Annotated in this window: 18 protein-coding genes; 6 read left to right on the top strand and 12 right to left on the bottom strand. The window is 66.1% G+C overall.

Annotated elements, in window-relative coordinates; genetic code table 11:
• Positions 1–71: 71 nt before the first annotated feature.
• Both aceF and lpdA read left to right on the top strand, forming a co-directional pair.
• Entirely contained in the window at positions 72–1,748 is a 1,677-nt protein-coding gene (gene aceF, locus OPU71_RS06845) for a dihydrolipoyllysine-residue acetyltransferase (RefSeq protein WP_267726521.1), read from the top strand.
• Positions 1,749–1,764: 16 nt separating this feature from the next.
• Positions 1,765–3,549 carry a dihydrolipoyl dehydrogenase gene (gene lpdA / locus OPU71_RS06840; RefSeq protein WP_267726519.1) on the top strand — a complete coding sequence of 595 codons (1,785 nt, stop codon included), beginning with the start codon at positions 1,765–1,767 and terminating at the stop codon, positions 3,547–3,549.
• Positions 3,550–3,958: 409 nt separating this feature from the next.
• Here lpdA and holA read toward each other — a convergent pair whose 3' ends face one another.
• The 5 genes from holA to OPU71_RS06815 form a co-directional block, all read right to left on the bottom strand.
• The gene (holA, locus tag OPU71_RS06835; RefSeq protein ID WP_267726517.1) at positions 3,959–4,987 is read right to left on the bottom strand and encodes a DNA polymerase III subunit delta; all 1,029 of its coding nucleotides are present in this window, start codon (positions 4,985–4,987) and stop codon (positions 3,959–3,961) included.
• Between the two features lie 5 nt (positions 4,988–4,992).
• Positions 4,993–5,523 carry an LPS assembly lipoprotein LptE gene (gene lptE / locus OPU71_RS06830; protein ID WP_267726515.1) on the bottom strand — a complete coding sequence of 177 codons (531 nt, stop codon included), beginning with the start codon at positions 5,521–5,523 and terminating at the stop codon, positions 4,993–4,995.
• Complete coding sequence (locus OPU71_RS06825) at positions 5,520–6,050, bottom strand: GNAT family N-acetyltransferase (protein WP_267726514.1); 531 nt, start codon at positions 6,048–6,050, stop codon at positions 5,520–5,522. Before OPU71_RS06825 ends, lptE begins: the two co-directional genes overlap by 4 nt.
• Before the next feature lies 1 nt (position 6,051).
• A complete protein-coding gene (gene leuS / locus OPU71_RS06820) occupies positions 6,052–8,766 on the bottom strand; it encodes a leucine--tRNA ligase (protein WP_267726512.1) in 2,715 nt (904 codons plus the stop codon).
• Positions 8,767–8,960: 194 nt separating this feature from the next.
• The gene (locus OPU71_RS06815; RefSeq protein ID WP_267726510.1) at positions 8,961–9,266 is read right to left on the bottom strand and encodes a hypothetical protein; all 306 of its coding nucleotides are present in this window, start codon (positions 9,264–9,266) and stop codon (positions 8,961–8,963) included.
• Between the two features lie 254 nt (positions 9,267–9,520).
• Here OPU71_RS06815 and OPU71_RS06810 point away from each other — a divergent pair, with 254 nt between their 5' ends.
• The 3 genes from OPU71_RS06810 to OPU71_RS06800 are packed head-to-tail and all read left to right on the top strand — an operon-like array spanning position 9,521 to position 11,954.
• Positions 9,521–10,570 carry an oxidoreductase gene (locus tag OPU71_RS06810; RefSeq protein ID WP_267726508.1) on the top strand — a complete coding sequence of 350 codons (1,050 nt, stop codon included), beginning with the start codon at positions 9,521–9,523 and terminating at the stop codon, positions 10,568–10,570.
• Between the two features lie 8 nt (positions 10,571–10,578).
• The gene (locus tag OPU71_RS06805; protein ID WP_267726506.1) at positions 10,579–11,070 is read left to right on the top strand and encodes a heme-degrading domain-containing protein; all 492 of its coding nucleotides are present in this window, start codon (positions 10,579–10,581) and stop codon (positions 11,068–11,070) included.
• A gap of 56 nt (positions 11,071–11,126) precedes the next feature.
• Positions 11,127–11,954, top strand: a complete 828-nt coding sequence (locus OPU71_RS06800; protein WP_267726504.1) for a MipA/OmpV family protein — start codon at positions 11,127–11,129, stop codon at positions 11,952–11,954.
• Positions 11,955–12,018: 64 nt separating this feature from the next.
• On the opposite strand, the gene OPU71_RS06795 is transcribed toward OPU71_RS06800, so the two are convergent.
• From OPU71_RS06795 to OPU71_RS06765, 7 genes are all read right to left on the bottom strand, one after another.
• Positions 12,019–12,234 carry a hypothetical protein gene (locus OPU71_RS06795; RefSeq protein WP_267726502.1) on the bottom strand — a complete coding sequence of 72 codons (216 nt, stop codon included), beginning with the start codon at positions 12,232–12,234 and terminating at the stop codon, positions 12,019–12,021.
• Between the two features lie 509 nt (positions 12,235–12,743).
• Entirely contained in the window at positions 12,744–14,147 is a 1,404-nt protein-coding gene (locus OPU71_RS06790; RefSeq protein WP_267726500.1) for an efflux transporter outer membrane subunit, read from the bottom strand.
• On the bottom strand, positions 14,140–17,271 hold the full coding sequence (locus tag OPU71_RS06785; protein ID WP_267726498.1) for an efflux RND transporter permease subunit: 3,132 nt from the start codon (positions 17,269–17,271) through the stop codon (positions 14,140–14,142). Before OPU71_RS06785 ends, OPU71_RS06790 begins: the two co-directional genes overlap by 8 nt.
• Positions 17,272–17,281: 10 nt before the next feature.
• A complete protein-coding gene (locus tag OPU71_RS06780; RefSeq protein ID WP_267726496.1) occupies positions 17,282–18,430 on the bottom strand; it encodes an efflux RND transporter periplasmic adaptor subunit in 1,149 nt (382 codons plus the stop codon).
• Between the two features lie 125 nt (positions 18,431–18,555).
• Positions 18,556–19,209, bottom strand: coding sequence for a DUF3313 family protein (locus OPU71_RS06775; protein ID WP_267726494.1), 654 nt, complete (start codon positions 19,207–19,209; stop codon positions 18,556–18,558).
• Positions 19,210–19,337: 128 nt separating this feature from the next.
• Entirely contained in the window at positions 19,338–19,907 is a 570-nt protein-coding gene (locus OPU71_RS06770) for a glycine zipper 2TM domain-containing protein (RefSeq protein ID WP_267726492.1), read from the bottom strand.
• 37 nt (positions 19,908–19,944) lie between these two features.
• A complete protein-coding gene (locus tag OPU71_RS06765; protein WP_267726489.1) occupies positions 19,945–20,778 on the bottom strand; it encodes a hypothetical protein in 834 nt (277 codons plus the stop codon).
• 169 nt (positions 20,779–20,947) lie between these two features.
• Here OPU71_RS06765 and OPU71_RS06760 point away from each other — a divergent pair, with 169 nt between their 5' ends.
• Positions 20,948–22,489, top strand: a complete 1,542-nt coding sequence (locus tag OPU71_RS06760; RefSeq protein WP_267726487.1) for a tetratricopeptide repeat protein — start codon at positions 20,948–20,950, stop codon at positions 22,487–22,489.
• Positions 22,490–22,879: the final 390 nt, after the last annotated feature.

Here is a 22,879-nt window from a genome sequence, read left to right as displayed (position 1 = left end):
CGCCGCCCTGATGCGGTGTGCCGCGCCGGCGCTCAGGCGCCGCCCGGGCTGCGTCTCTCAGAGGAACGCACATGAGCCAACTCATTGAAGTGAAGGTTCCCGACATCGGCGATTTCAAGGATGTGCCGGTGATCGAGGTGGCAGTCAAGCCGGGCGATACGGTTCAAGCCGAATCGACCCTGCTGACGCTCGAATCCGATAAAGCCACGATGGATGTGCCGAGCCCGGCCGCCGGTGTGGTCAAGGAAGTCAAAGTGCTTGTGGGTGACCGCGTTGCCGAAGGCACGCTGGTTGTCATCCTCGAAGCCGGCGCCGTGGCGGCAGCCGCTGCGCCCGCGCCCGCCGTTGCAGCGCCTGCGCCGGTTGCTGCGGCCCCCGCACCCGCTCCCGCTCCCGCACCTGCCGCAGCCCCTGCGCCCTCCGCCGGCGGTGGCTTGGTCGAGGTGATCGTGCCGGACATCGGCGACTTCGCCGATGTGCCCGTCATCGAAGTGGCGGTCAAGGTGGGCGACACGGTTGCAGCCGACGCGCCGGTCGTGACGCTCGAATCCGACAAGGCCACGATGGATGTGCCGACGCCGGTGGCCGGTGTCGTCAAGGAACTCAAGGTCAAGGTCGGTGATCGCGTGTCGCAGGGTGCGCTGATCCTGGTGATCGAAGCCGCTGGCGGCGCGGCCGTCCCGGCGGTTGCCGCTGCGCCGGCGCCCGCACCTGCTGCCGCCGTTCCCGCACCGGCTGCAGCGGCACCTGCTCCGGCAGTCGCCGCGCCAGTGGCTGCTGCGTCTGCAATCACCGCGCCGGCCGGCAAGGCCCACGCCAGCCCCTCGGTGCGCCGCTTTGCGCGCGAGCTCGGTGTGGATATTGCCCGCGTGCCCGGCACCGGCCCGAAGGGGCGCGTGCTGCACGAAGACGTGCAGAACTTCATCAAGGGCGTGTTCAGCCAGATCGCTACCGGCGCGCTGGTGCCGGCCGGTTCGGCGGGCGTCGCAGGCGGTGGTGTCACTGGTGGTGGCGAGCTGAACCTGCTGCCCTGGCCCAAGGTCGACTTCAGCAAGTTCGGCCCGGTCGACGCCAAGCCGCTGTCGCGCATCAAGAAGATCTCCGGCGCCAACCTGCACCGCAACTGGGTCCAGATTCCGCACGTCACCAACCATGACGACGCGGACATCACCGATCTGGAAGCCTTCCGCGTGCAGATGAACAAGGAGTTCGAGAAGAGCGGCGTCAAGCTGACCATGCTCGCATTCATGATCAAGGCAGCGGTCGCGGCACTGAAGAAGTTCCCGACCTTCAACGCCTCGCTCGACGGCGACAACCTGGTGCTCAAGCAGTACTACCACATCGGTTTCGCTGCCGACACGCCGAACGGGCTGGTCGTGCCGGTGATCCGCGATGCGGACAAGAAGGGCGTCTCCGCCATCGCGCAAGAGATGGGCGAACTGGCCAAGCTCGGGCGCGACGGCAAGCTCAAGCCCGATCAGATGCAGGGTGGCTGCTTCACGATCAGCTCGCTCGGTGGCATTGGCGGCGTGTACTTCACGCCGATCATCAATGCGCCGGAAGTCGCGATCATGGGCGTCTGCAAGTCGCAGATCCGCCCGGTGTGGGACGGCTCGGCTTTCGTGCCGCGCCTGATGCTGCCCTTGTCCCTGTCCTGGGATCACCGTGTGATCGATGGCGCCGAGGCTGCCCGTTTCAATGCCTACTTCGCCGGCGTGCTGCAAGACTTCCGCCGCGTGCTGCTCTGAGCCGGAGACCTCAAGGATGAGCCAGATTATCGAAGTGAAGGTGCCGGACATCGGCGACTTCAAGGATGTGCCGATCATCGAGATCGCGGTCAAGCCGGGTGATACCGTCAAAGCCGAAGACGCCTTGCTGACGCTCGAATCCGACAAGGCGACGATGGACGTCCCCAGCCCGGCCGCAGGCGTGATCAAGGAACTCAAGGTCAAGGTGGGCGACCGCGTGGGCGAGGGCGCCGTGGTGCTGACGCTTGAAGCCGCAGGTGCTGCCGCCCCGGCTGAAGCGCCGAAGCCCGCCGCGGCACCGGCTGCCCCGGCCCCGGCGGCGGCCCCTGCCGCCCCGTTGCCAGCCGGCAGCTACAGCGGCCCGGTCGACATCGAGTGCGAAATGCTGGTGCTTGGCGCTGGCCCGGGCGGCTACTCCGCCGCCTTCCGTTCGGCCGACCTCGGCATGAAGACGGTGATGGTCGAGCGTTACGCGACCCTCGGTGGCGTGTGCCTGAACGTCGGCTGTATTCCGTCCAAGGCGCTGCTGCATGTGGCGAACGTGATCGAGGAAGCCTCGCACTTCGCCGACGTGGGCGTGGCCTTCGACAAGCCGACCGTCGACCTCGACCGCCTGCGCGCACACAAGGAAAAGGTCATTGGCAAGCTGACCGGCGGCCTCGCCGGCATGGCCAAGGCACGTAAGGTGGACATCGTGCGTGGCTACGGCCAGTTCCTCGATGCCAACCACGTCGAAGTGTCGCTTACGGTTGGCAGCGGCTCGGAAACCAGTGGCGAGAAGAAGATCGTGCGCTTCCAGAAGGCGATCATCGCCGCTGGTTCGCAAGCGGTGAAGCTGCCCTTCCTGCCGGAGGACCCGCGCATCGTGGATTCCACCGGCGCGCTCGAACTGCGTCAGGTGCCCAAGCGCATGCTGGTCATTGGCGGCGGCATCATCGGCCTCGAAATGGCGACGGTGTACTCCGCGCTGGGCGCGAAGATCGACGTCGTCGAAGCGCTCGACGGCCTGATGACCGGTGCCGACCGTGATGCGGTCAAGGTGTGGGAGAAGCAGAACCTGCACCGCTTCGATAAGGTGATGCTCAAGACCCGCACGGTGGGCGTGACCTGTCGCCCGGACGGCATCCTCGTCAAGTTTGAAGGCGAAGACGCGCCGGCCGACGACCAGAAGTACGACCTGATCCTCTCCGCCGTGGGCCGCAGCCCGAACGGCAAGAAGATCGGCGCGGAAAAGGCGGGCGTGCATGTCACCGACCGCGGCTTCATCCCGGTCGACAAGCAGCAGCGCACCAATGTGCCGCACATCTTCGGCATTGGCGACATCGTCGGCCAGCCGATGCTGGCGCACAAAGGCGTGCATGAAGCCCACGTTGCGGCGGAAGTCGCGGCGGGTCAGAAGTCCTACTTCGACGCGACGATCATTCCGTCGGTGGCTTACACCGAGCCGGAAGTGGCCTGGGTCGGTGTGACCGAAATCGAGGCCAAAGCCACCGGCCGCAAGATCAGCATTGCCAAGTTCCCGTGGGCGGCCTCCGGCCGTGCGATCGCGAACGGCTGCGACTACGGCTTCACCAAGATGATCTTCGACGAGGAGACCCATCGCGTGGTCGGCGGCTGCATCGTCGGCCCCAACGCGGGCGACATGATCGGCGAGATCGCGCTGGCGATCGAAATGGGCTGCGACGCGGTGGATATCGGCAAGACGATCCACCCGCACCCGACGCTGGGCGAATCGATCGGCATGACGGCGGAGGTGTTCGAGGGCACCTGTACCGACTTGCCGCCGATGCGCAAAAAGTAAGGAAGTCTCGGGGGAGACTGAAGGATGGCGGCGGCTCTTCGGAGTCGCCGCTTTTCCTTTTTGGGTGGCGAATAGGGCGCAATCGCGGCGGCATAAAAATCTTGAATGGGCGTTTGCTTGCATTTGTTCGGGCGCTGACTTAGGGTTAACCCCGACAGACGCCCGGGCTGCACACAAAACACCTCGTGTCTCCCCTCCCCCGCACGGGGCGCGCATGGTTCCTCCCCCTTCCATGACGCACGGTGCAACCGGGCTGTTTCTGTCGCTCAGAGGCGAGCGCGAGAAATCGCAAGAACCGAAAACAACGGATTGCGCGTAATGAACCCGAGCGGCTTTTTCCGCGAGGCAAAAAAATAGATACCCGGCGACCACAAGGTCGCCATTTTTTTGCCTGCTGCGGATGGGGGGCTCAGGCGCGGCGGCGCTTGGGCATGTTGGCGAGTCGCAGCGCGAGTTGCAGGAACTCGTTCCACAGTTCGCCCTCGCCGACGCCCTTGATCACCCGGTCGACCCGTGCGGCGTGCATCAGCGCGGCGCGCAGTGTGCCAAGCGGCAGACGGGGCAGGGCGCGCTGGATCAGGGCCTGCTTCTCGCGATCGAATACCCGCTCGCGTTTGAACAGCGCCGGCAGCGGCTGTCCGGCGTCCTGCCCGGCGCGCAGCAAGCTCAAGGTGCGGATCTCGGTTGCCATCGCCCACAGCACCAGCGGTGGTGCCGCGCCTTCGCCCTGCAGCCCTTCGATCAAGCGCGTCAGGCGTGCCGGGTCACCTTCCAGTAGCGCGAGGCGCAGCTTTTCGGTGTCGTACCGCGCGACGTTGAGCACTGAATCCTGCACCTGCTCAAGCGTCAGTTCGCCCGGCTCGAACAGCAGGCCGAGCTTCTGCAATTCCTGATGCGCGGCGAGCAGGTTGCCTTCGACATGCTGCGCGATGAATTCCAGCGCTTCACGCGGCGCTCGCTGCTGCTGGCGCGCGAGGCGGCCGGCGAGCCAGTCCGGCAGTTGCGCCAGCGCCGGGGCGTTGCATTCCACTTCAACCGCCGCCTCGGTCAGCGCCACGAACCAGGCCGCCTTGCGCGCCGCCCAGTCCAGTTGCGGCAGCGTGATCAGCGTGATGACGCCCTGCGGGTCGAGCTTCTTGACGTAGCGGCCGAGCGCGTCGCCCCCTTCACGGCCCGGCTTGCCGGTGGGGATGCGCAGGTCGATCAGCTTCGCGCTGCCGAACAGCGAGAGGTTGCCGGCCGCCATCTCCAGCGTGTTCCACTTGAAGCCTTGGGTGACCACCAGCACTTCGCGCTCGTCAATGCCACGGGTCCGTGCGGCGGCGCGGATCGCGTCGGTGGCTTCGAGCACCAGCAATGGCTCGTCGCCATGCACGACGTAGAGCGGCGCAAGGCCGCGCTCGAGCTCCTTGGCCAGCTGCTCAGGGCGCATGGCCATGCCGCTCAGCGCGCCGGGGCGGATTGCGTGGCTGGCGCATCCGGCAGCGGCCACTGGGCCACCGACATGCGGCGCAGCACGCGTTGCACGAGGTCGTTCTCCATCTCGCGGTAGATCTGCGCTTCTTCCTGTTCCTTCGCCAGTACTTGCGCGTCGTTGAAGGTCATTTCGCGCTTGGTGTTGAGTTCGGTCGCCGGGATCACCTCGCGGCCGCCGCGATCGACCACCTTGAACACGATTTTCTGGCGCAGCTCGTACTCGCGCACCCGGCCCTTGGTGTCGAGGCTCAGAATCACCTTTTCCTTGGCGTCGCCCACGATCAGCAGCTTGACCTCGGCGTCCTCGGGTTTGTCGACGATGCGCGTGGTTCCGTTCGCCGCGATCTGCCGGCGCAACTGGGCGCCAGCCTCGCTGTAGGCGGATACGCTCAGGTAGATGGACTGAAAGGGCAGCGGCTGCGCGCCGCGCAGATGAAAACCGCAGGCGCCGATCAGCAGGCTGAGGGCCAGCGCAAAAATTGTGCGACTGAGGGTCAAGGGCGGATCTCCGGCCGTTGCAGCGGCGGGTTTGGGTGGAGGCGGGCCATCACGGCGGTGTCCGGGAACTCGCCATTGCGCAGACCGTCGCCGCGCAGCAGCGCTTCGTGCACAAAGCCCATCGATTCGTAGAGCCGGATCGCCGCCACATTGTCGGCAAACACGCGCAGTTCGATCCGGTGCAGCGCAAGCCAGTTGTCGGCCAGGTCGATCAGCGCGGCCAGCAACTTGCGCCCGACGCCACGGCCCTGCCAGGCCGCGTCAACGCCGATGCCGATCTCGCCGGCATGCGCGCGGCGCGGCTCACTGTTGCGGCGCAGGCTGGCACAGGCGACCAGCAGACCATCAACCTCGGCCACCAACTGATGCAGGTCCGGCGCATTTTCGGTGAGGCGCGCTGTCCACATCGCCGCAGACGGGTAAGGCAGTTGCAGCGTGTTCGCCTGCGCGGCAGGCTGCGCGAAGATCCGGGCGAACGCCGCTGCGTCGCCCGGTGTTGCGCGGCGGATGAGGGCGTTGACGCTCACCTTAGAAAACGATGTTCACCAGACGGCCTGGCACGACGATCACCTTCTTCGCCGGCTTGCCTTCCATGAACTTCTGCGCGATGTCCGACGCCACAGCGGCCGCTTCGATCGCTGCCTTGTCGGCGGAGGCCGGCACCGTGATGCTGCCGCGCGTCTTGCCCAGCAGCTGCAGTACAAGCTCCACCTCGTCCTGCACCAGCGCGTCTTCCTGCGGTTCGGGCCAGGCGGCGTCAAGGATGTCCTTGCCGTAGCCCAGCTCACGCCACAGCGCGTGCGCGATGTGCGGGGTGATCGGCGAGAGCACGCGCAGCAGGATGCCGAAGGCTTCTTCGATCACCTCTGCGGCGAGCGCGGTGTCACGTGGCGCCTTCTCGATGGCGTTAAGCATCTTCATCGTGGCCGACGCCACGGTGTTGAACTGCTGTTTGCCGAGGTCGTAGTTGGCTTGCTTGAGCAGCAGGTGGATCTCGCGGCGCAGTGCGGCCAGTTCGCCGGGCAACTTGGTCGCAGCCAGTTCGCGTGCGGCCGGCAGCTTGGCCTTGAGCTCTGTCGCAAAGACATGGCCAAAGGCCCATACGCGCTTGAGGAAGCGGTAGGAGCCCTCAAAGCCGGCATCCGACCATTCCAGGGTCTGCTCGGGCGGCGCGGCAAACATGACGAAGAAGCGCGCCGTGTCCGCCCCGTACTGTTCGATCATCGCCTGCGGGTCGACGCCGTTGTTCTTCGACTTCGACATCGTGGTCATCTCGAAGTCCAGCGGTGTGCCGTCCTTCTTGAGTTTGGCGCCGGTGATCTGGCCTTGGGGGCCGCGCTCGATCTCGACTTCCTCTTCCCAGTAGTAGTTCTTGCCGCCGCCTTCGGGCTTGTGCGAGAACGCGGTCTTCAGGACCATGCCTTGCGTGAGCAGGCGGGCGAAGGGTTCGCGGTAGTTCACCAGGCCGCAGTCGCGCATCACCTTGGTCCAGAAGCGCGAGTAGAGCAGGTGCAGGATCGCGTGTTCGATGCCGCCGATGTACTGGTCCACCGTCATCCAGTAGTTGGTCTCGGCGTCCACCATTGCGCTGTCGCTGAAGCTGCTGCCGTAGCGCGCGTAGTACCAGGACGAATCGACGAAGGTGTCCATCGTGTCGGTTTCGCGGCGCGCCGGCTTGCCGCACTTCGGGCAGGCGCAGGCGAGGAAGCTTTCGAGCTTGTTGAGCGGGTTGCCGGAGCCGTCCGGTACGCAGTCTTCCGGCAGCACGACCGGCAGTTGATCGTCGGGTACCGGCACCGAGCCACAGTCATCGCAGTGGATGATAGGAATCGGGCAGCCCCAGTAGCGCTGGCGCGAGATGCCCCAGTCGCGCAGGCGCCACTGCACCTTCTTCTCGCCAATGCCCTTCGCGGCGAGCAGCTCAGCGACCTTGTTCACCGCCGCTTCGTAGGCGAGGCCGTCGAGCACGCCGGAGTTCACGCAGACGCCGCACTCCTTGTCGCCGTACCAGGGCTTCCAAGTCTTGGTACTGAACTCGAGTTCAAACAGACGTGCAACCAGTTCTGCTTGTTTCGCGACTGTGTCCGGCGTCATCGGCAGCGCCGCATGTTCACGCTTGATGTCATGCGCGGTAGGCAGTTCGATAACTTGTTTAATTTCAATGCCGTATTTCTTCGCGAACGCGAAATCGCGCTCGTCGTGCGCCGGCACGCCCATCACCGCGCCGTCGCCGTAGCTCATCAGCACATAGTTGCCGACCCAGACTTCGACTTGCTTGCCGGTCAGCGGATGGGTGACGAAGAGGCCGGTCGGCAGGCCTTCCTTCTCCATCGTCGCCATGTCGGCTTCCATCACCGAGCCGTGCTTGCACTTGTCGATGAAGGCGGCGAGCTCGGGGTTGTTCTTGGCTGCGTGCGTCGCCAGCGGGTGCTCGGCCGCCACAGCGCAGAAGGTGACGCCCATGATGGTGTCGGCGCGGGTGGTGAATACCCACAGCTTGCCGTCGCCGATCAGGCCGGCTTCGTCCGCAATCTCGTGCGGGAAGGCGAAGCGCACGCCGATGCTCTTGCCGATCCAGTTGGCCTGCATCAGCTTCACGCGTTCCGGCCAGCCGGTCAGCTCATCGAGGTCGCCCAGCAGTTCTTCCGCGTACTGCGTGATGCCGAGGTAGTAGCCGGGGATCTCACGCTTCTCGACCACCGCGCCGGTGCGCCAGCCGCGGCCGTCGATCACCTGCTCGTTGGCGAGCACGGTCTGGTCGACCGGGTCCCAGTTCACGACCTGGGTCTTCTTGTAGGCGATGCCCTTTTCGAGCATGCGCAGGAAGAGCCACTGGTTCCACTTGTAGTAGCTGGCGTCGCAGGTCGCGAGCTCGCGGCTCCAGTCGATCGCGAAACCAAGCGACTTGAGCTGCTTCTTCATATAGGCGATGTTCTCGCGGGTCCACTTGGCCGGCGGCACGCCATTCTTGATCGCCGCGTTCTCGGCCGGCAGGCCGAAGGCATCCCAGCCCATCGGCTGCAGCACGTTGTAGCCGCGCATCTTGTGCGAGCGCGACAGCACGTCGCCGATCGTGTAGTTGCGCACATGCCCCATGTGCAGCTTGCCCGACGGATACGGGAACATCGAGAGGCAGTAGTACTTCGGGAGCGAATCGTCCCGGGAGACTTCGAAGGCCTGGGTGGAGTCCCAGTGTTCTTGGGCGGCGGACTCGATCTCGGCCGGCGTGTATTTGTCCTGCATGGGCGCGTGCTCGCTACGAAATGGCGAAAACGCGCATTCTACCGCCCGCGCGCTGCAGCGCGGAATGTGACGGCTGCGCGATCGCCGCGAAGGCGTGCCGGTGAGGCGGCAGCAAAGGAGAAACCGCCCCGCCTCAGGGGCGTCTGCTGCCCGCGGCGGCGGCCGGCTGATTGCGCCGCCAACGCGGCGCAGCCTCAGGCGGCGCGGCGGTTGTTGCCGGCGCGCCAGGCGCCGAGCAGGTCTTCGATGGCTTGCAGTGGCAGTTGCAGCAGGCGCTTCTGGTGCCGTGCCATGCGCACCAAGCGTGGCGACATCTGCCGGCGTTCGATGTCGGTCAGTTCGAGCAGGCGCGCATTTGCGGCTGCCCAGTATTCGGGGCCGCCAACCCAGCCGCTGGTATCGGTGGCATGGCAGAGGGCTTCGCGCCAGAGTTCCTGCGCGCGTTCGTCGCTGATGCCGGCTTTGCGGGCCAGCCAGGGGAGGTACATCGGGGTGTTCATGGGGGGCTTTCTCGCGGCGCACCCCTGAGGGAGGGCGGGATGGTGCGCTGCAAAAAATCAGGGTAAACCGCGAGCGCAATTCTAAATTCGATGGACGATCAAAGTTAGGGGCGTGTGTCAGTTTATTGCGTTGAAACAAGCTTCTGCCGGCCCCGGCGGAAGGTCATTCGTTGGGCCGCTGCCGCGCCTGGCTGGTGCCGCGCCGGCCCCACGCTCATACTGCGGCGGCTACCCGGTCTTGAAGGAGTATTCGGATGCGTTCCACCTTGCGCGTTGGCGTCGTCGGCTATGGTTTCGCCACGGCGACCTTTCATGCCCCCTTGATTGCGTCGGTGCCGGGGCTGGCGCTGCTTGCGATGTCAAGCAGCGATCCAGCCAAGGTGCGCGCGGCTTGGCCAGCGGTTGAGGTTTGCGATTCGCCCGACGCCTTGTTCGCGCGGCCGGACATCGACCTCGTCGTGATCCCGACGCCCAACGAAACGCACTATCCGCTTGCACTCAAAGCCCTGGCGGCGGGCAAGCATGTGGTGGTGGATAAGCCCTTCACGCTCGATGCCGCTCAAGCGCGCGATCTGATCCTGCGCGCGGAGACTGCCGGGCGCTTGCTCTCGGTGTTCCACAATCGCCGCTGGGATGCCGATTTCCTGACGGTGAAGCAGATCCTCGCTGCGGGCGCGCTGGGCAGGCTCACCCACTTCGAATCGCATTTCGATCGTTACCGGCCGCAGGTGCGCACGCGCTGGCGCGAATCGGGCGCGCCGGGCAGCGGGCTGTGGTACGACCTCGGTTCGCATTTGCTGGATCAGACGCTGCAGTTGTTCGGTACGCCGCAAACCATTTCGCTGGATCTGGCGCAGCAACGCGACGGCGCCGCGGCCGACGACTGGTTCCACGCTGTGCTGCGCTACGACGCGCTGCGCGTGATCCTGCATGGCAGCGCGCTGGTGCCGGCGCTCGGGCCGCGCTTTGCGCTGCATGGCACGCGGGGCAGCTTCACCAAGTACGGGCTGGATCCGCAGGAAGACGCGCTGAAGCTGGGTGGGCGGCCGGGCAGCGCCGACTGGGGCGTCGACCCGCGCCCCGGCACGCTCACCTTGAGCGAGGCCGATGCGCTGACGCAGCGCGAACATGCCGGCGAGCGGGGCGACTACAGCCGTTACTACGCCGCGGTGCGCGACGCAATCCTGCTGGGTGCGCCGAACCCGGTGCCGGCGAGCGATGCGCTCAGAGTCATGCAACTCATCGACCTGGGGCTTGCCAGCTACCGCGAAGGCCGCGTGGCGACCCTCGATGGTCTGGGCTGAGGTGAACCATGGATTTCGAACACGAACTGGAAAAGATCGCGCGGCAGGAAGCGGCGCTCCTCTTCACGGCTTTTGACGAAGACATTGCATGGCGCCTGGGTGAGGCGCTGAGGGCGCGGGCGAAGGCGGCCGGCCAGGCGGTGACAATCGTCATCCGCCGTGGCGAGGACATCGTCTTCCTGCACGCCATGCCTGGCACCACGCCGGCCAATGCCGACTGGGCGCGGCGCAAGCACAACGTGGTCACGCTGATGCAGCGCAGTTCCTACGCCGTATCGCTGGAATGCCGGCGCGACGGCAAAGGGCTGGATGAAAAGATGGGCCTGCCGCTGCGTGACTATGCCTGGCACGGCGGCTGTTTCCCGATCCGCGTTGCGGCCGCCGGAATGATCGGCACCGTTACGGTATCGGGCCTGCCGCAGCGGGCGGATCACGAGTTGGTGGTCGCGGGCCTCGCGCAACTGCTCGGTCACGACGAGGCAGCGCTGGCGCTCGATTGAGCGGCGCGGTGCGGCGAACTGGCCCTAGAATCACGCCCTTTGCGGAGCCGCCGCGCATGAAATCGTTCCCCCTGCGGGCGTCGCTCGCCGTACTTTTTGCCCTGCCTGCGCACGCCGCCGACCTGCCCAAGTGGGAGCTTGGCCTTGGCGCCGGGGCGATGACGCTGCCCGATTACCGTGGCTCGGATGAACAGCACGCCTACCTGCTGCCGGTGCCCTTTGTGGTCTACCGCGGCGACCGCCTTCGCGCCGATCGCGACGGCCTGCGCGGCAAGCTGTTCGATTCCGACCGGCTGGAGCTGGACATCAGCCTGTCGGCCGGCGTGCCGGTGCGCAGCAACAGCAACGAAGCGCGCGCCGGCATGCCGGACCTGAAGCCGACCATCGAGATCGGTCCGCAACTGGTGTGGCGCATCGCCGGCAGTTGGGAGGACGGCTATCGCCTGATGGCGCGGCTGCCGATCCGCAAGGTGCTTGCGATCGGCACGTCGCAAGACGCCGGCTGGTCGACCACCCCCACGCTGTCCTTCGACCTGTTCGACCAGCCCGATCCGGGCTGGCGCTTTGCCGTGTCCGGCGGGCCGTACTTCGGCGACCGCGCCGCCCATGCCTATGTGTACGACGTCGCTTCCGAATTTGCGACGCCGGATCGCCCCGCCTATGCGGCCAAGTCTGGCTACGGTGGTGCGCAGCTCACGCTGACCTTGTCGCGCCGCATGGGCCGGGCGTGGTTCGGCAGTTTCGTGAGCGGCAGCACGGTGGCCGACTCGGCGTTTGAAGACAGCCCCCTGGTGCGCCAGCGCAACAACCTCACTGCCGGCATTTCCTTCGCCTGGTCGCTGTGGGAATCGGCGGAGCGGGTCGATCGGCCGATCGACGAATAGTGATCGGCGAGCCCCGCCTTGCACGGCTGTTGCGGCGGGTGTGCGGGGCGGTGCGCAGGCCGGCCTAGAAGGGCAGTCGCCGCCGCGCCGGTTTTGCGGTTTGCTCGTCCGGTGTTGACACGGCTTCGGCGCGAACCGGCTTGCGCGGCAGGTTCATCTGCTCGTTCGCAAAGCGCACCCGCCCGGCCAGCACGCAGCCGCGCATGCCCGGCTCGCAGCTCGCACCTTGTACGCGCTGGCAGATGTTGTCGATATCGTGGGGACAGCTCCAGGCACTCACGAATCATTCTCCAGAAAATCCGTTTCCGGCGACCCGGTTTGCGGGCGGCGATTATCGCATCCCCGCCGTGCCCAAGGTCATTGCCCGCTCTGGCGGCATGGCGGCGCTGCTGATAAGCCGACGCGGAGATCAAGAGCTTGGCTTAGGCAATCACTGAGCAAGTCGTGAACGACTCTTCTCGTCAGCCGGTCAGAGCCGCCTCGTTCAAACCGGATCCTGGCCCATGAAACAGCGCCGGACGAAACCTCGGTGTGCAAGCTCCGCCACCTGCAGGAGGGTCACGGATTGGGCGCACGGCTCATTGAACCCTTTCAACCGCGTCTTCAAGGGCAGGGCTCAGGGATTGCACGCGGCAAGCACTCAGCTTTCTTGAAACGGGTGTTGAACCGACGTTCCCTAACGCTCCCAGCGCCGTGGTGTGACTGCCCAAGGTGAGAGCGAACATTCTTTCCGCGGGCTGAGTCTTGCCGGCGAATGGCCTTGAGCGACCTGCTCACCTGCTCGCAGCCCTAAGGCTGTTGTGCCCACCCCCCGCCGAGCGCCGCGAAAAGGCTCACGGTGTAGGCGAGCTGCTGGTTCTGCAGGTTGACCACGTCCAGCTCGGCTTGCAGCTGGTTGCGCTCGGCGTCGAGCACGTCCATGAAGCTGGTGAGGCCTTCCTGATAGCGCAGGAATGAGATGTGCTGGGCTTCTGCCAGGGCGGCGGCGCGCTGGCGTTTGCCGTCGATCTGCTCGCGCGTCTTGCGCAGATTGACGAGCCCGTCTTCGGTTTCGCGGAAGGCCGTCTGAACGGTCTTCTGGTAGTTCGCCACCATCTCGCGTTCGCTCGCCTCGGCTTGCCGTAGCTGGTTCTTCAGCTGGCCGCCGGTGAAGATCGGCTGGGCGAGGCCCGCCGCCAGGCTCCATACCGCGCTACCCGGATCGCCCAGCGTGTGCAGTGCGCTGCTCTCGTAGCCGGCGGCGCCGGTGAGCGAGATTTTCGGGAAGAATGCGGCGCGTGCGGCGCCGATGTTGGCGTTGGCGGCGCGCAGCTGCGCTTCGGCAGAGAGGATGTCCGGGCGGCGTTCGAGCAGTTGCGAGGGCAGACCGGCCGGCACTTCGAAATCGCCGCTCAGGGTGTCGATGCTGCGGCCACGCGTGATTGGCCCCGGGTTGCGCCCGAGCAGGATGCTCAGCGCGTTCTGTTGCAGCGTGATCTGGCGTTCCAGATCGGGGATCGTGGTGCGCGTCTGCTGCGTCTGGGCGCGCGCTTGCGCATAGTCGTAGCCCGACGCGACACCGCCTTCGAAGCGCCGCTGCGTCATGTGCAGCGTCTCTTCCTGCGTGGCGAGGTTGATGCGCGCGATTTCGAGCTGGCGATCGAGCGCGAGCAGCTTGAAGTACGCGGTCGCGACCTGCGATTCGAGCGAGATGCGCAGCGCTTGCTGGCTGTATTCGCTGGACAGCAGTTTTTCGCGCGCCGCATCGCTGGCATTGCGCAGGCGGCCCCACAGATCCAGTTCGTAGGACACACCCAGCATCGCCTTGGCGTCTTCGCTGTGGCGATCTCCCGGCAGTCTGGGCGCCGCTTCGGTGCTGCGCATGCTGTGCTGGTCGCTGGCGTTGCCGCTGATCTGCGGGTAGCGCTGCGTATCGGTGATGCCGAGCTGGGCGCGCGCCTGTTCGATGCGGGCGTAGGCGACCTTCATGTCCTTGTTCTCCGCGAGCGCGGTGTCGATCAGCTGGTTCAGCACCTCGTCGCCGAAGAGCTTCCACCATTCGCTGGCGACGGCTGCCTCGCTGCGGGCGCTGGCCGGTTCCGCCTGGCCCCACTGCGGCGGCGCTTCCACATCGGGCCGTACATACACCGGGGCCATGTTGCAGGCCGAGAGCATCAGCACCAGGGGCAGGATGGCGAATGGGGTCTTAGGCATGGTCACGCTCCTCCGTCGCGGCGGCGGCTTGTTTGGCCTCGCCCTTGCCGGACACCAGGGAATAGAACATCGGAACAAACAGCACGGCGAGGAAGGTGGCGGCGAGCATGCCGCCGATGACGCCGGTGCCGATCGAGTGCTGGCTGTTGGCGCCGGCGCCGAAGCTGATCGCCAGCGGTACCACGCCGAGGATGAAGGCCATCGAGGTCATCACGATCGGGCGGAAGCGCAGGCGTGCGGCTTCCAGCGCGGCATCGCGTGCGCTGCGGCCCTGCTGGTGGAGCTGGTGCGCGAACTCGACGATCAGGATCGCGTTCTTCGCCGCCAGCCCGATCAGCGTGACGAGGCCGATCTGGAAGTAGATGTCGCAGTTCAAGCCGCGCAGCCACACTGCGGCGAAGGCGCCGAAGATGGCGAAGGGCACCGCGGTCACCACCACCAGCGGCAGCTTCCAGCTTTCGTACTGCGCGGCGAGGATCAGGAAGACCACGATCAGGCCGAACGCGAAGGCCAGCGTCGAGGCGCTGCCGGCGCGTTTCTCCTGGAACGCGGTGCCGGTCCAGGCGAGTGCATAGCCATCGGGCAGCACGTCTTTCGCCACGCGCTCGATTGCGGCGATCGCCTCGCCCGAGCTGTGACCCGTCGCCGGGTTGGCCATGATCTTCGCGCCCATGAAACCGTTGAAGCGGTTGATGATTTCGGGGCCGCTGATGCGGCGTACCTCGGCCACCGAACCCAGCGGGATCATCTGGCCACCGCTCGAACGCACATACACCTTGCCCACGTCTTCCGGCCGCATGCGGGCATCGGCTTCGGACTGCAGCAGCACGCGGTAGGTCTGGCCGAACTTGTTGAAGTCGTTCACATAGAGGCTGCCGAAGGTGGCCTGCAGCGCATCGAAGATGCTGTTGATCGGCACGCCCAGCGCCTTGGCGCGGTCGCGATTCACATCCACGTAGATCTGCGGAACGTTGGCGCGCATCAGCGTCGTCACGCCGGTGAGTTCCGGCTGCTGGCCGGCCTTGGTGATGAAGTCCTGCGTGATCTTGGCGAGCTGCTGGATGTCACCGTCGCCACGGTTCTGGATGTAGAACTCGGCGCCGCCGGTAGTGCCCAGGCCGGGGATCGGCGGTGGGTTGAAGGCGAAGATCATGGCCTCGCGGTTGTGTGCGTTGCCGCCCATGAAGTCGTAGATCGCGGCGCGGATGTTGAGCGCGATGCCGCGTTCCTCCCACGGCTTCATCACCGAAAAGATGGTCGCTGCCGAGGTCTTCAGGTTGCCGGTGAGCATGTCGTAGCCGCCGAGCACCAGCACATCCTGATTGCCTTCGAACTTCTTGGCGACCTCGCCGGCTTCTGCCGCCACCGCCTTGGTGCGGGCCAGCGACGACGCATCCGGCAGTTGCACGCTGCCGAAGTAGTAGCCCTGGTCTTCCGGCGGGATCAGCGCGGTGGGCACCGCCTTGACGAGGCCGCCGAGCATCAGCACCACGCCGCCCGCGCACAGCAGCGCCAGCGCCCAGCGGCGGATGATGGCCGCCACGGCAGTGCCGAAGCGTTCGGTGGCCTTTTCGAAAACGCGGTTGAACCAGCGGAAGAATGCTGGCGCCTCTTTGTGGCCGGGTTTGAGCAGCAGGGCGCACAGCGCGGGGGTGAGGGTCAGCGCGACGAAACCGGAAATCGTCACCGACACGGCGATCGTGATCGCGAACTGTTTGTAGAGCTGACCGGTGAGGCCGCCGAGGAAGCCCACCGGCACGAACACCGCACACAGCACCAGCACGATGGCAACCACCGGGCCGGTGACTTCCTGCATTGCGCGCAGCGTTGCCTCACGCGGGGGCAGGTGTTCGTCGCGCATGATCCGTTCGACGTTCTCCAGCACCACGATGGCGTCGTCCACTACGATGCCGATCGCCAGCACCAGGCCGAACAGCGTCAGCGTGTTGATCGAGAAGCCGAGCAGGTACATGCCGGCGAAGGTGCCCACGAGCGACACCGGCACTGCGATACACGGGATCAGCGTGGCGCGGAAGCTCTGCAGGAACAGGAAGACGACGAGGAACACCAGCACGATGGCTTCGAGCAGGGTCTTCACCACTTCGTGGATCGATACCTTCACGAAAGGCGTGGTGTCGTAGGGCACGCTGTACGAGACGCCCTCGGGGAAGTTCTTCGCCAGCGCTTCCATCGTCGTCTTGACGCTGGTCGCCACGTCGAGTGCGTTGGCGCCGGGCTGCAGGTAGGTCGCCACCATCACCCCCGGCTTGCCGTTGAGCGTGCCGGCGAAGGAGTAGTCGCGCGCGCCGAGTTCGACACGGGCCACGTCGCGGATGCGGATGCTGGAGCCGTCCGGATTCGCGCGCAGGATGATGTTCTCGAACTGGTCGGGGTCGACCATGCGGCCCTGCGTGCTCATCGTGTAGGTGAACTGCGGGCTGCCATCGTTGGGCGTGTCGCCGATCTTGCCAACCGCGAATTGCGCGTTCTGCTCCTTGATCGCCTGCACCACGTCGGTGGTGGTCATCTTCAGCTCGGCGAGGCGGTCCGGCTTGAGCCACACGCGCATGGCGTAGTCCTGCGCGCCAAGAATGGCAGCGTCGCCCACGCCGGGCAGTCGTTTGAGCGCGCTGACCACGTTCAGGTACGCATAGTTGGAGAGGAACACCGTGTCGTATTTGCCCTCGGGCGACGACAGGGTGACGATCTGCAGCATGCTCGTGGATTTCTTCTGCACGATCACGCCGTTCTGCTTCACGGTATCCGGCAGCACCGGCAGGGCTGTCTGCACCCGGTTGTTGACGTTGGTCGTCGCCTGGTCGGGGTCGGTGCCGATGTCGAAGTAGACGTTCAGGGTCATCGTGCCGTTGGCGGCACTGGTGGATTCCATGTAGATCATGTTTTCCACGCCGTTGACCTTGTCTTCGATCGGCGCGGCGACGGTCTTCTGCAAGGTGTCGGCATTGGCGCCGTTGTACTGCGCGGTGACCGAGACAACCGGCGGCGTGATGTCCGGGAACTGGGCGATCGGCAGATTGAAGATCGCCGCCGCGCCAGCCAGCATGATGATGATCGACAGCACCGATGCGAGGATCGGCCGGTCGATGAAGGTTCGAGAAATCATTGCGGCAACCTCACTGAGCCACGGGCGCCGGCGTGGCCGCCGACACGAGCTTCACCGGTTTGTCGGCGCGCACCTTGGCGAGCCCTTCGACGACGACCTTGTCGCCGGCCTCCAGCCCCTTGCTGATGAAGAAGCGATCGCCCTGCGTGCCGGCGGTTTCGACCGGGCGGCTGTGCGCCACGCCGTTTGCATCGATGACGTAAACGAACTGGCCGTGCGCCGATGAGCCAACCGCCTTCTGCGGGATCACGATCGCGTTCTTCGCCTCGATGCCCTTGAGCGTGACCTTCACGAACTGGCCCGGCAGCAACTGCGCCTTGGCGTTCGGCAACTCGGCGCGCAACTGCAGCGTGCCGGTCGAGGTCGAGATCAGCGTGTCGGAGAAGTTCAGGCGCCCGGCCACCGGATACACCGTGCCGTCGGCCAGCGTCAGCTGCACTTCGAGCGGTGCGCGTTGCGGCAGGTCGAGCAGGCCGGCCGCGCGCTTGCGCTCGAAGTAGAGCTTTTCGCGCTCGGGCAGGCTGAACATCACGTACATCGGGTCGATCTGCACGACCTTGGTCAGCAGCGAGTTCGGCCCATTCACCAGCGAACCTTCGGACATCAGCGACAGACTCGCGATACCCGACACCGGCGACGCGACGCGGGTGTAGTCGAGGTTCAGGCGCGCTTTGGTGACGTTGGCCTGCGCGGTGAGCAGGGCTGCCTCCGCTTGCTCCATCGCCGAGCGCGCGTCATCCACGTCCTTTTGCGCGACGGCTTTTTCCTTGAGCAGCGGCTCGACCCGCGCCAGATCACGTTTTGCCTTGTCGAGCACCGCCTTCTGCTGGGCGTACTGCGATTCGGCCTGGTCCAGCGCGGTCTTGAATTCCGCCGGGTCGATCTGGTAGAGCTGCTGCCCTTCGGTAACGGTGTGGCCCTCGCGATAGCTGCGCTTGAGCAGGACGCCGGTCAGCCGCGGGCGGACCTCGACTTCGCGCGAGCCCATCGTCTGGGCCGGGTAGGTGGCTTCGATGGCGACGTTGCGTCGGACGACTGTTTCGACCACGACTTCGGGAGTGCCGGTCTTGGGGGCTTCCTGCGCCTTGCAGCCGCCGAGCCCGGCGGCGATGACAGGAGCGGCAAGCAGTGCCGAGAGGAATGCGTTGGTGGCTTTCATGAGAGACCCTGAGTGATTTGTACTAGGTTCAGCTGCCGTGACACACCGCCGTGTAGCCTGACGTGGCTTGCCTGGCGCTGGTTTGTGCCAGCGCAAGCGCAGCGGGTTTCACGGGCCGGCGGGGCTCAGCCGGCAGCGGAGGGCGACACCATCAAGCGGCAGTCGGCGGTGCTGGGGTTTTCACCCTCGCGGGCCTTGCGCAGTGCCTTGCTGAAATCCGCGGCACTGCGTTTGATCGCGGCCTTCATCGCGGCGTCCTGGCTGAGGACGGCATCGAGGTCCATCGGGTCAGGGCTGGCCTGCGAGCGGAACGAGGCGACCAGGGCGCCGCTGCGTGCGTCGCGCAGTTCGCCGACGATCGTGACCGAGCCCATGCTGGGGGAGGCGCCGGTGCCCGCGACGCTCTTGCTCAGGTTGGCGGCAAGGCCGATCGGCATAAGGTGGTTGATCACCGAGCGGGTGGTGTTGGCGGGTCTGACGTCTTCCACCGTCAGGCTCAGGTGCAGGGTGCCGTTTGCCGACGACGCGGGCGGTATGGTGTTGCCGGAAGTGGCGCGGCCGAAGCTCTCGCGGGTCAGCGCCACGGCCTGCTGGCGCTGCGCTTCGCTGACGCCGTCCCAGCGGCCGTTTCCGGGCACCGTGATGTCGACCGTGTCGAGCTGCACGCGGCTGTAGTGGCTGAGGCCTTGCGCGGGGGGCGTCGTGGCGGCCATCGCTTCGTGTGCCATGACGGCCATGGCGATGACGGAGAGGATTGCCTTGAGGGTTTGCCGTTTCATGATGATTTCCTTTCTGGAAGTCAGGAGCCTTGGGGGGCGCCGCGACGCCTGCCGCGGCGGACTTGATGGACTGCATTCTGCGAAGCCCCCTGACGACGCGGCAGTGATTTACGGTAAGTGCGCCGGCATCACGCATGGCCGCCGAGCGCGGTCGTCACGCTCAGCTGCACGTCGTCGCCGGCGTGGAAGGTCGGCACATAGGGCAGGGTTTCGGTCATCGTGCGGCCGTGCCATGTGTAGGTGACGATCGCGCCGCTCTGGCGCTCGACCCAGCTATCGACGTAGTAGCACTGCGTCACCATGGTCGGCGCCTGGGCTTGCGCCTGCGCTGCGGCGGCCTGCTTCTGCATGTGTTCGCCGACCATCGCGCCGATCACCGCGCCACCTGCAGTGGCCGCGTCCTTGCCCGAGCCCTCACCCGCCGTATGCCCGATCAGGCCGCCAGCGACACCGCCGATTACCGCACCGCCATACGGGTGCTTGGGCTGCGCTTTGGCCTGCGCGGGCGCGCCCGGCACCTGGTTGCAGATCTGCTGGGGCTGATTGACCCGCTGGGTCAGGATGCGGATCTCGGTGATGTGGGCGGTGTCGCGATAGGTGCTGCCCTTGGCGGGCGGCTGGCTGCTGGCAGCTTGCGCGCTGGCGGCGGTCGAGATCAGCAGCAGGGTGATGATCGAGAGCTTGGCTTTGGTATGCATGACGGGGTCCTTCCTTATCGAGGGGGTTGTGCGTTGCTCATCCGTTGACGCTGGCGCGTTCAAGTTCGGCCAGCAGTGCAGGAAGCGGGGTGCGTGCTAGGGCTTCGGATTCGTGCCCGTTGGTTTGGCGGGGGAGCAGGTCGAGCAATCGGTACCACTGCGCCCAGTTGGGGCGGTGGTCCGCATTGCTGTGCGCAATCTGGTAGGCGCAGCGCCACAGCAGCCGCTCGCGGCCGTGCACCAAGCGCGGGTTGCTGTGACCTTTGAGGTAGGCGCGGCCGAGGCTGGCGAGGCGCTCAAGTTCCGGTGGTCGTTTGCCTACGCACATGAAGCGGCCGGTGAAGGCCAGCAGATAGCGTGTCGGCAGCACCTCAAGCCCGCTGGCAAGATCGCTCAGGCGCCTGCAGAGGTATTCGCCGCTGGTGAAAAGGAATTCGATCACGCGATCGCTGGGGCGGCGCTCCATCCACGCGATCTCGACCAGCGGCAGCAGTGGCGCGAAATACACGGCCGGCCCTGTGATCCCATGCTCGGTGCGCAGCGTTTCGAGGATTTGCGCCGGCATCTCGGCGGGCTGCGCCGAACACCTGTTGCGTGCGATGTCCCATTCGTCGCGCAGGTACGCGTGGATCTCCGATTCGAGTTCGCTGAGCGTCTGCAGGTATTCGAAGCGGCGCGATTCGGCCTTGGCGCTGTTGTCGCTGGTCCAGTATTTGAGGCCCAGCTGGGCCAGCACATAGTCATCCCACAGGGTGCGGAAGGCGGCGCTGTCCTGGTACAGCAGGGAAAGCTGATCGGCACTGACGCCGAGGCGTTGAGGGGTGCCGGCGAACACCAGCAGTTGCGTGGGGCGGGGAAGGGTGTCGTTCATCGCATGTCTTTCAGTCGGTGGCATGCGGTGCATTCTGGTCAGCGCGGCGCAGCCGCCAGAGTGATTTACGGTAAACCTCCCCCCGATCTGTTGATGTAGCCGGCTGGATCCGCCGCGGCGTTCGGGCATCATCGGCCGCAGAATTCGCCCGATCCACCGAGGGGACCGCATGGATTTCACGCCCGAGCAGATCCGCCAGCAGGTCGCAGCCATTACTGCCAGCGAGGGTTTTGTTGCGTCACAACGCAGCCGCCGCCTGCTTGAGTTCCTCACGAATGAAACGCTCGCCGGGCGCGGTGAGCGCCTGAAGGGCTTCTACATCGCCTGCGAGTTCCTCGGCCGCGGCGTCGACTTCGATCCGTTGGTCGATCCGATTGTGCGGATCGAGATGGGCAAGCTGCGGCGCGCGCTGGAGCACTACTACCTCACCGCCGGCCGCAAGGATGCGCTGCGGGTCGAGCTTGCCAAGGGCAACTACCAGCCCCAGTTCTGCGGCGCAATCGAAACGCCTGTCAGCGAAGACACCGTGCCTGCGCAAGATGGTCAGCCCCTGCTTGGGCGCGCGTCGGTGGTGATCCGCTGTACCGGCCAGCAGTCGGGCAGTGGGGCGGACGACTTCGCGGGCGGCCTCGCGCACCAGCTGGCGGCACTGTTGAATCGCCTCGACGATGTGTACGTGCTCTCGCCCGATCTCGAAGATGCGGCCAGCGCCCGCTTCTTGCTGACAGCGAGCGTACGCGGCGACAGCCAGCGACTTCGCGTCGCCGTGCAGCTTGAAGATCGCCTGCGGGGGCTGCAGGTGTGGGCCGACACCTACACCGAGGCCGCCATCGATCTGTTTGCACTCGAAGACGAACTGGCGCGGCGCATCGTCAACCGCATCGCCGATCCGAATGTCGGCGAAATGTTCCGTTCGCTCGGCGGGTCGGCAGACGGCGCGGAAGCACCGTCGCCCGAGGCGATCGTCGCGCGCTTCAACACCGAGCACATGCGGCGTCTGAACGATTCCGCCTGGCAGCGCGAAGCACGGGAATCGCTTGAGGCGCTGGTCGCTGCCCAACCGGATTTCGCGGCGGCGCGGGCGGCGCTGTCCAAAGCCCTGCACGACGCCTTCCTGCTCGGCGAAGCGGATCGCGATGCGATGCAGCGGGCGCTGGAACACGCCAGCGAGGCGGTGCGTCTGGAACCGGAAAGCCAGCACGCGCTGGCGGCGCTGACGAATGCCTGCATTGCGCTCGGGCAGAACGACCGCGCACTGCAGGCGATCGAGCGCAGCGTGCGCCTGAACCAGACCGGGCACTCCGCGCGGGCGATTGCCGCGGTTAAGCTGATCATGCTTGGCGAAGCCGAACGTGCCGAGGCCCTGCTCGCCGAATGCGCCAAATCGCCGAGCGACGCGTCACCCGTGATCGGCGTTGGCCTCGCCTTGCTCGCCTGGTTCCGTGGCGACTACGCAGGCGCCTTGGCGGCCGTGTCGCAAGACCTGCTGGCAAGCAACTTCTGGGGTGGCCTGGTGCTGACCGTCAGCCTCGCCGAGTGCGGCGAACTGGCTGCAGCGCGCCGTAGCCTGAACAGCACGCTCGCGATCAACCCGGCTTTCGCTCGCGCACCGGCGCGCTATCTCGCGGTGAGCCTCTATCGCCGCGATTGGCAGGCGCGGCTGCTGGCAGCGCTGGAAAAGGCCGGCCTGCCGCGCGAGGCGGCAGGCTAAGAAGCGCTAGGGAAATGCGGGGGCGTACGGCGCCCCGTTGCAGGCGAAGGGCGATAGCGCACGGGGCTCCCCTCGGCCCGCGCGGGCGCAGCGGGCGGTTGGGTGACGGGGAATTCGATGCGGCGGCCTACGAGATGGCGTGTCGCAATGACAGGACGCGCTACCGGGCTTGCGAACTGCGCTGCCGGTTTGCGCCGGCCTTCCCACTCAAGCCGGGTCCCGCCCCGGCGGGCGGGTTCCTTTCTTTGTGCGAACAAAGAAAGTACCCAAAGAAAGTCGCCCCGCTTCAACGCCCCTTGCAGCGCAAGGGGTCCCCTGCGCTGCTCGAAGCATCGGGTGGCTGCGGAACTCGGCCCTGCGGGCCTCAAACAGTCCTCGCCACCGCCGCTA

This window comes from Niveibacterium sp. 24ML (assembly GCF_026586805.1).
Classification (GTDB): Bacteria; Pseudomonadota; Gammaproteobacteria; order Burkholderiales; family Rhodocyclaceae; genus Niveibacterium.
Note: the sequence above shows the minus strand (reverse complement) of the source record. Positions and strands in the feature narration are given on the sequence as shown.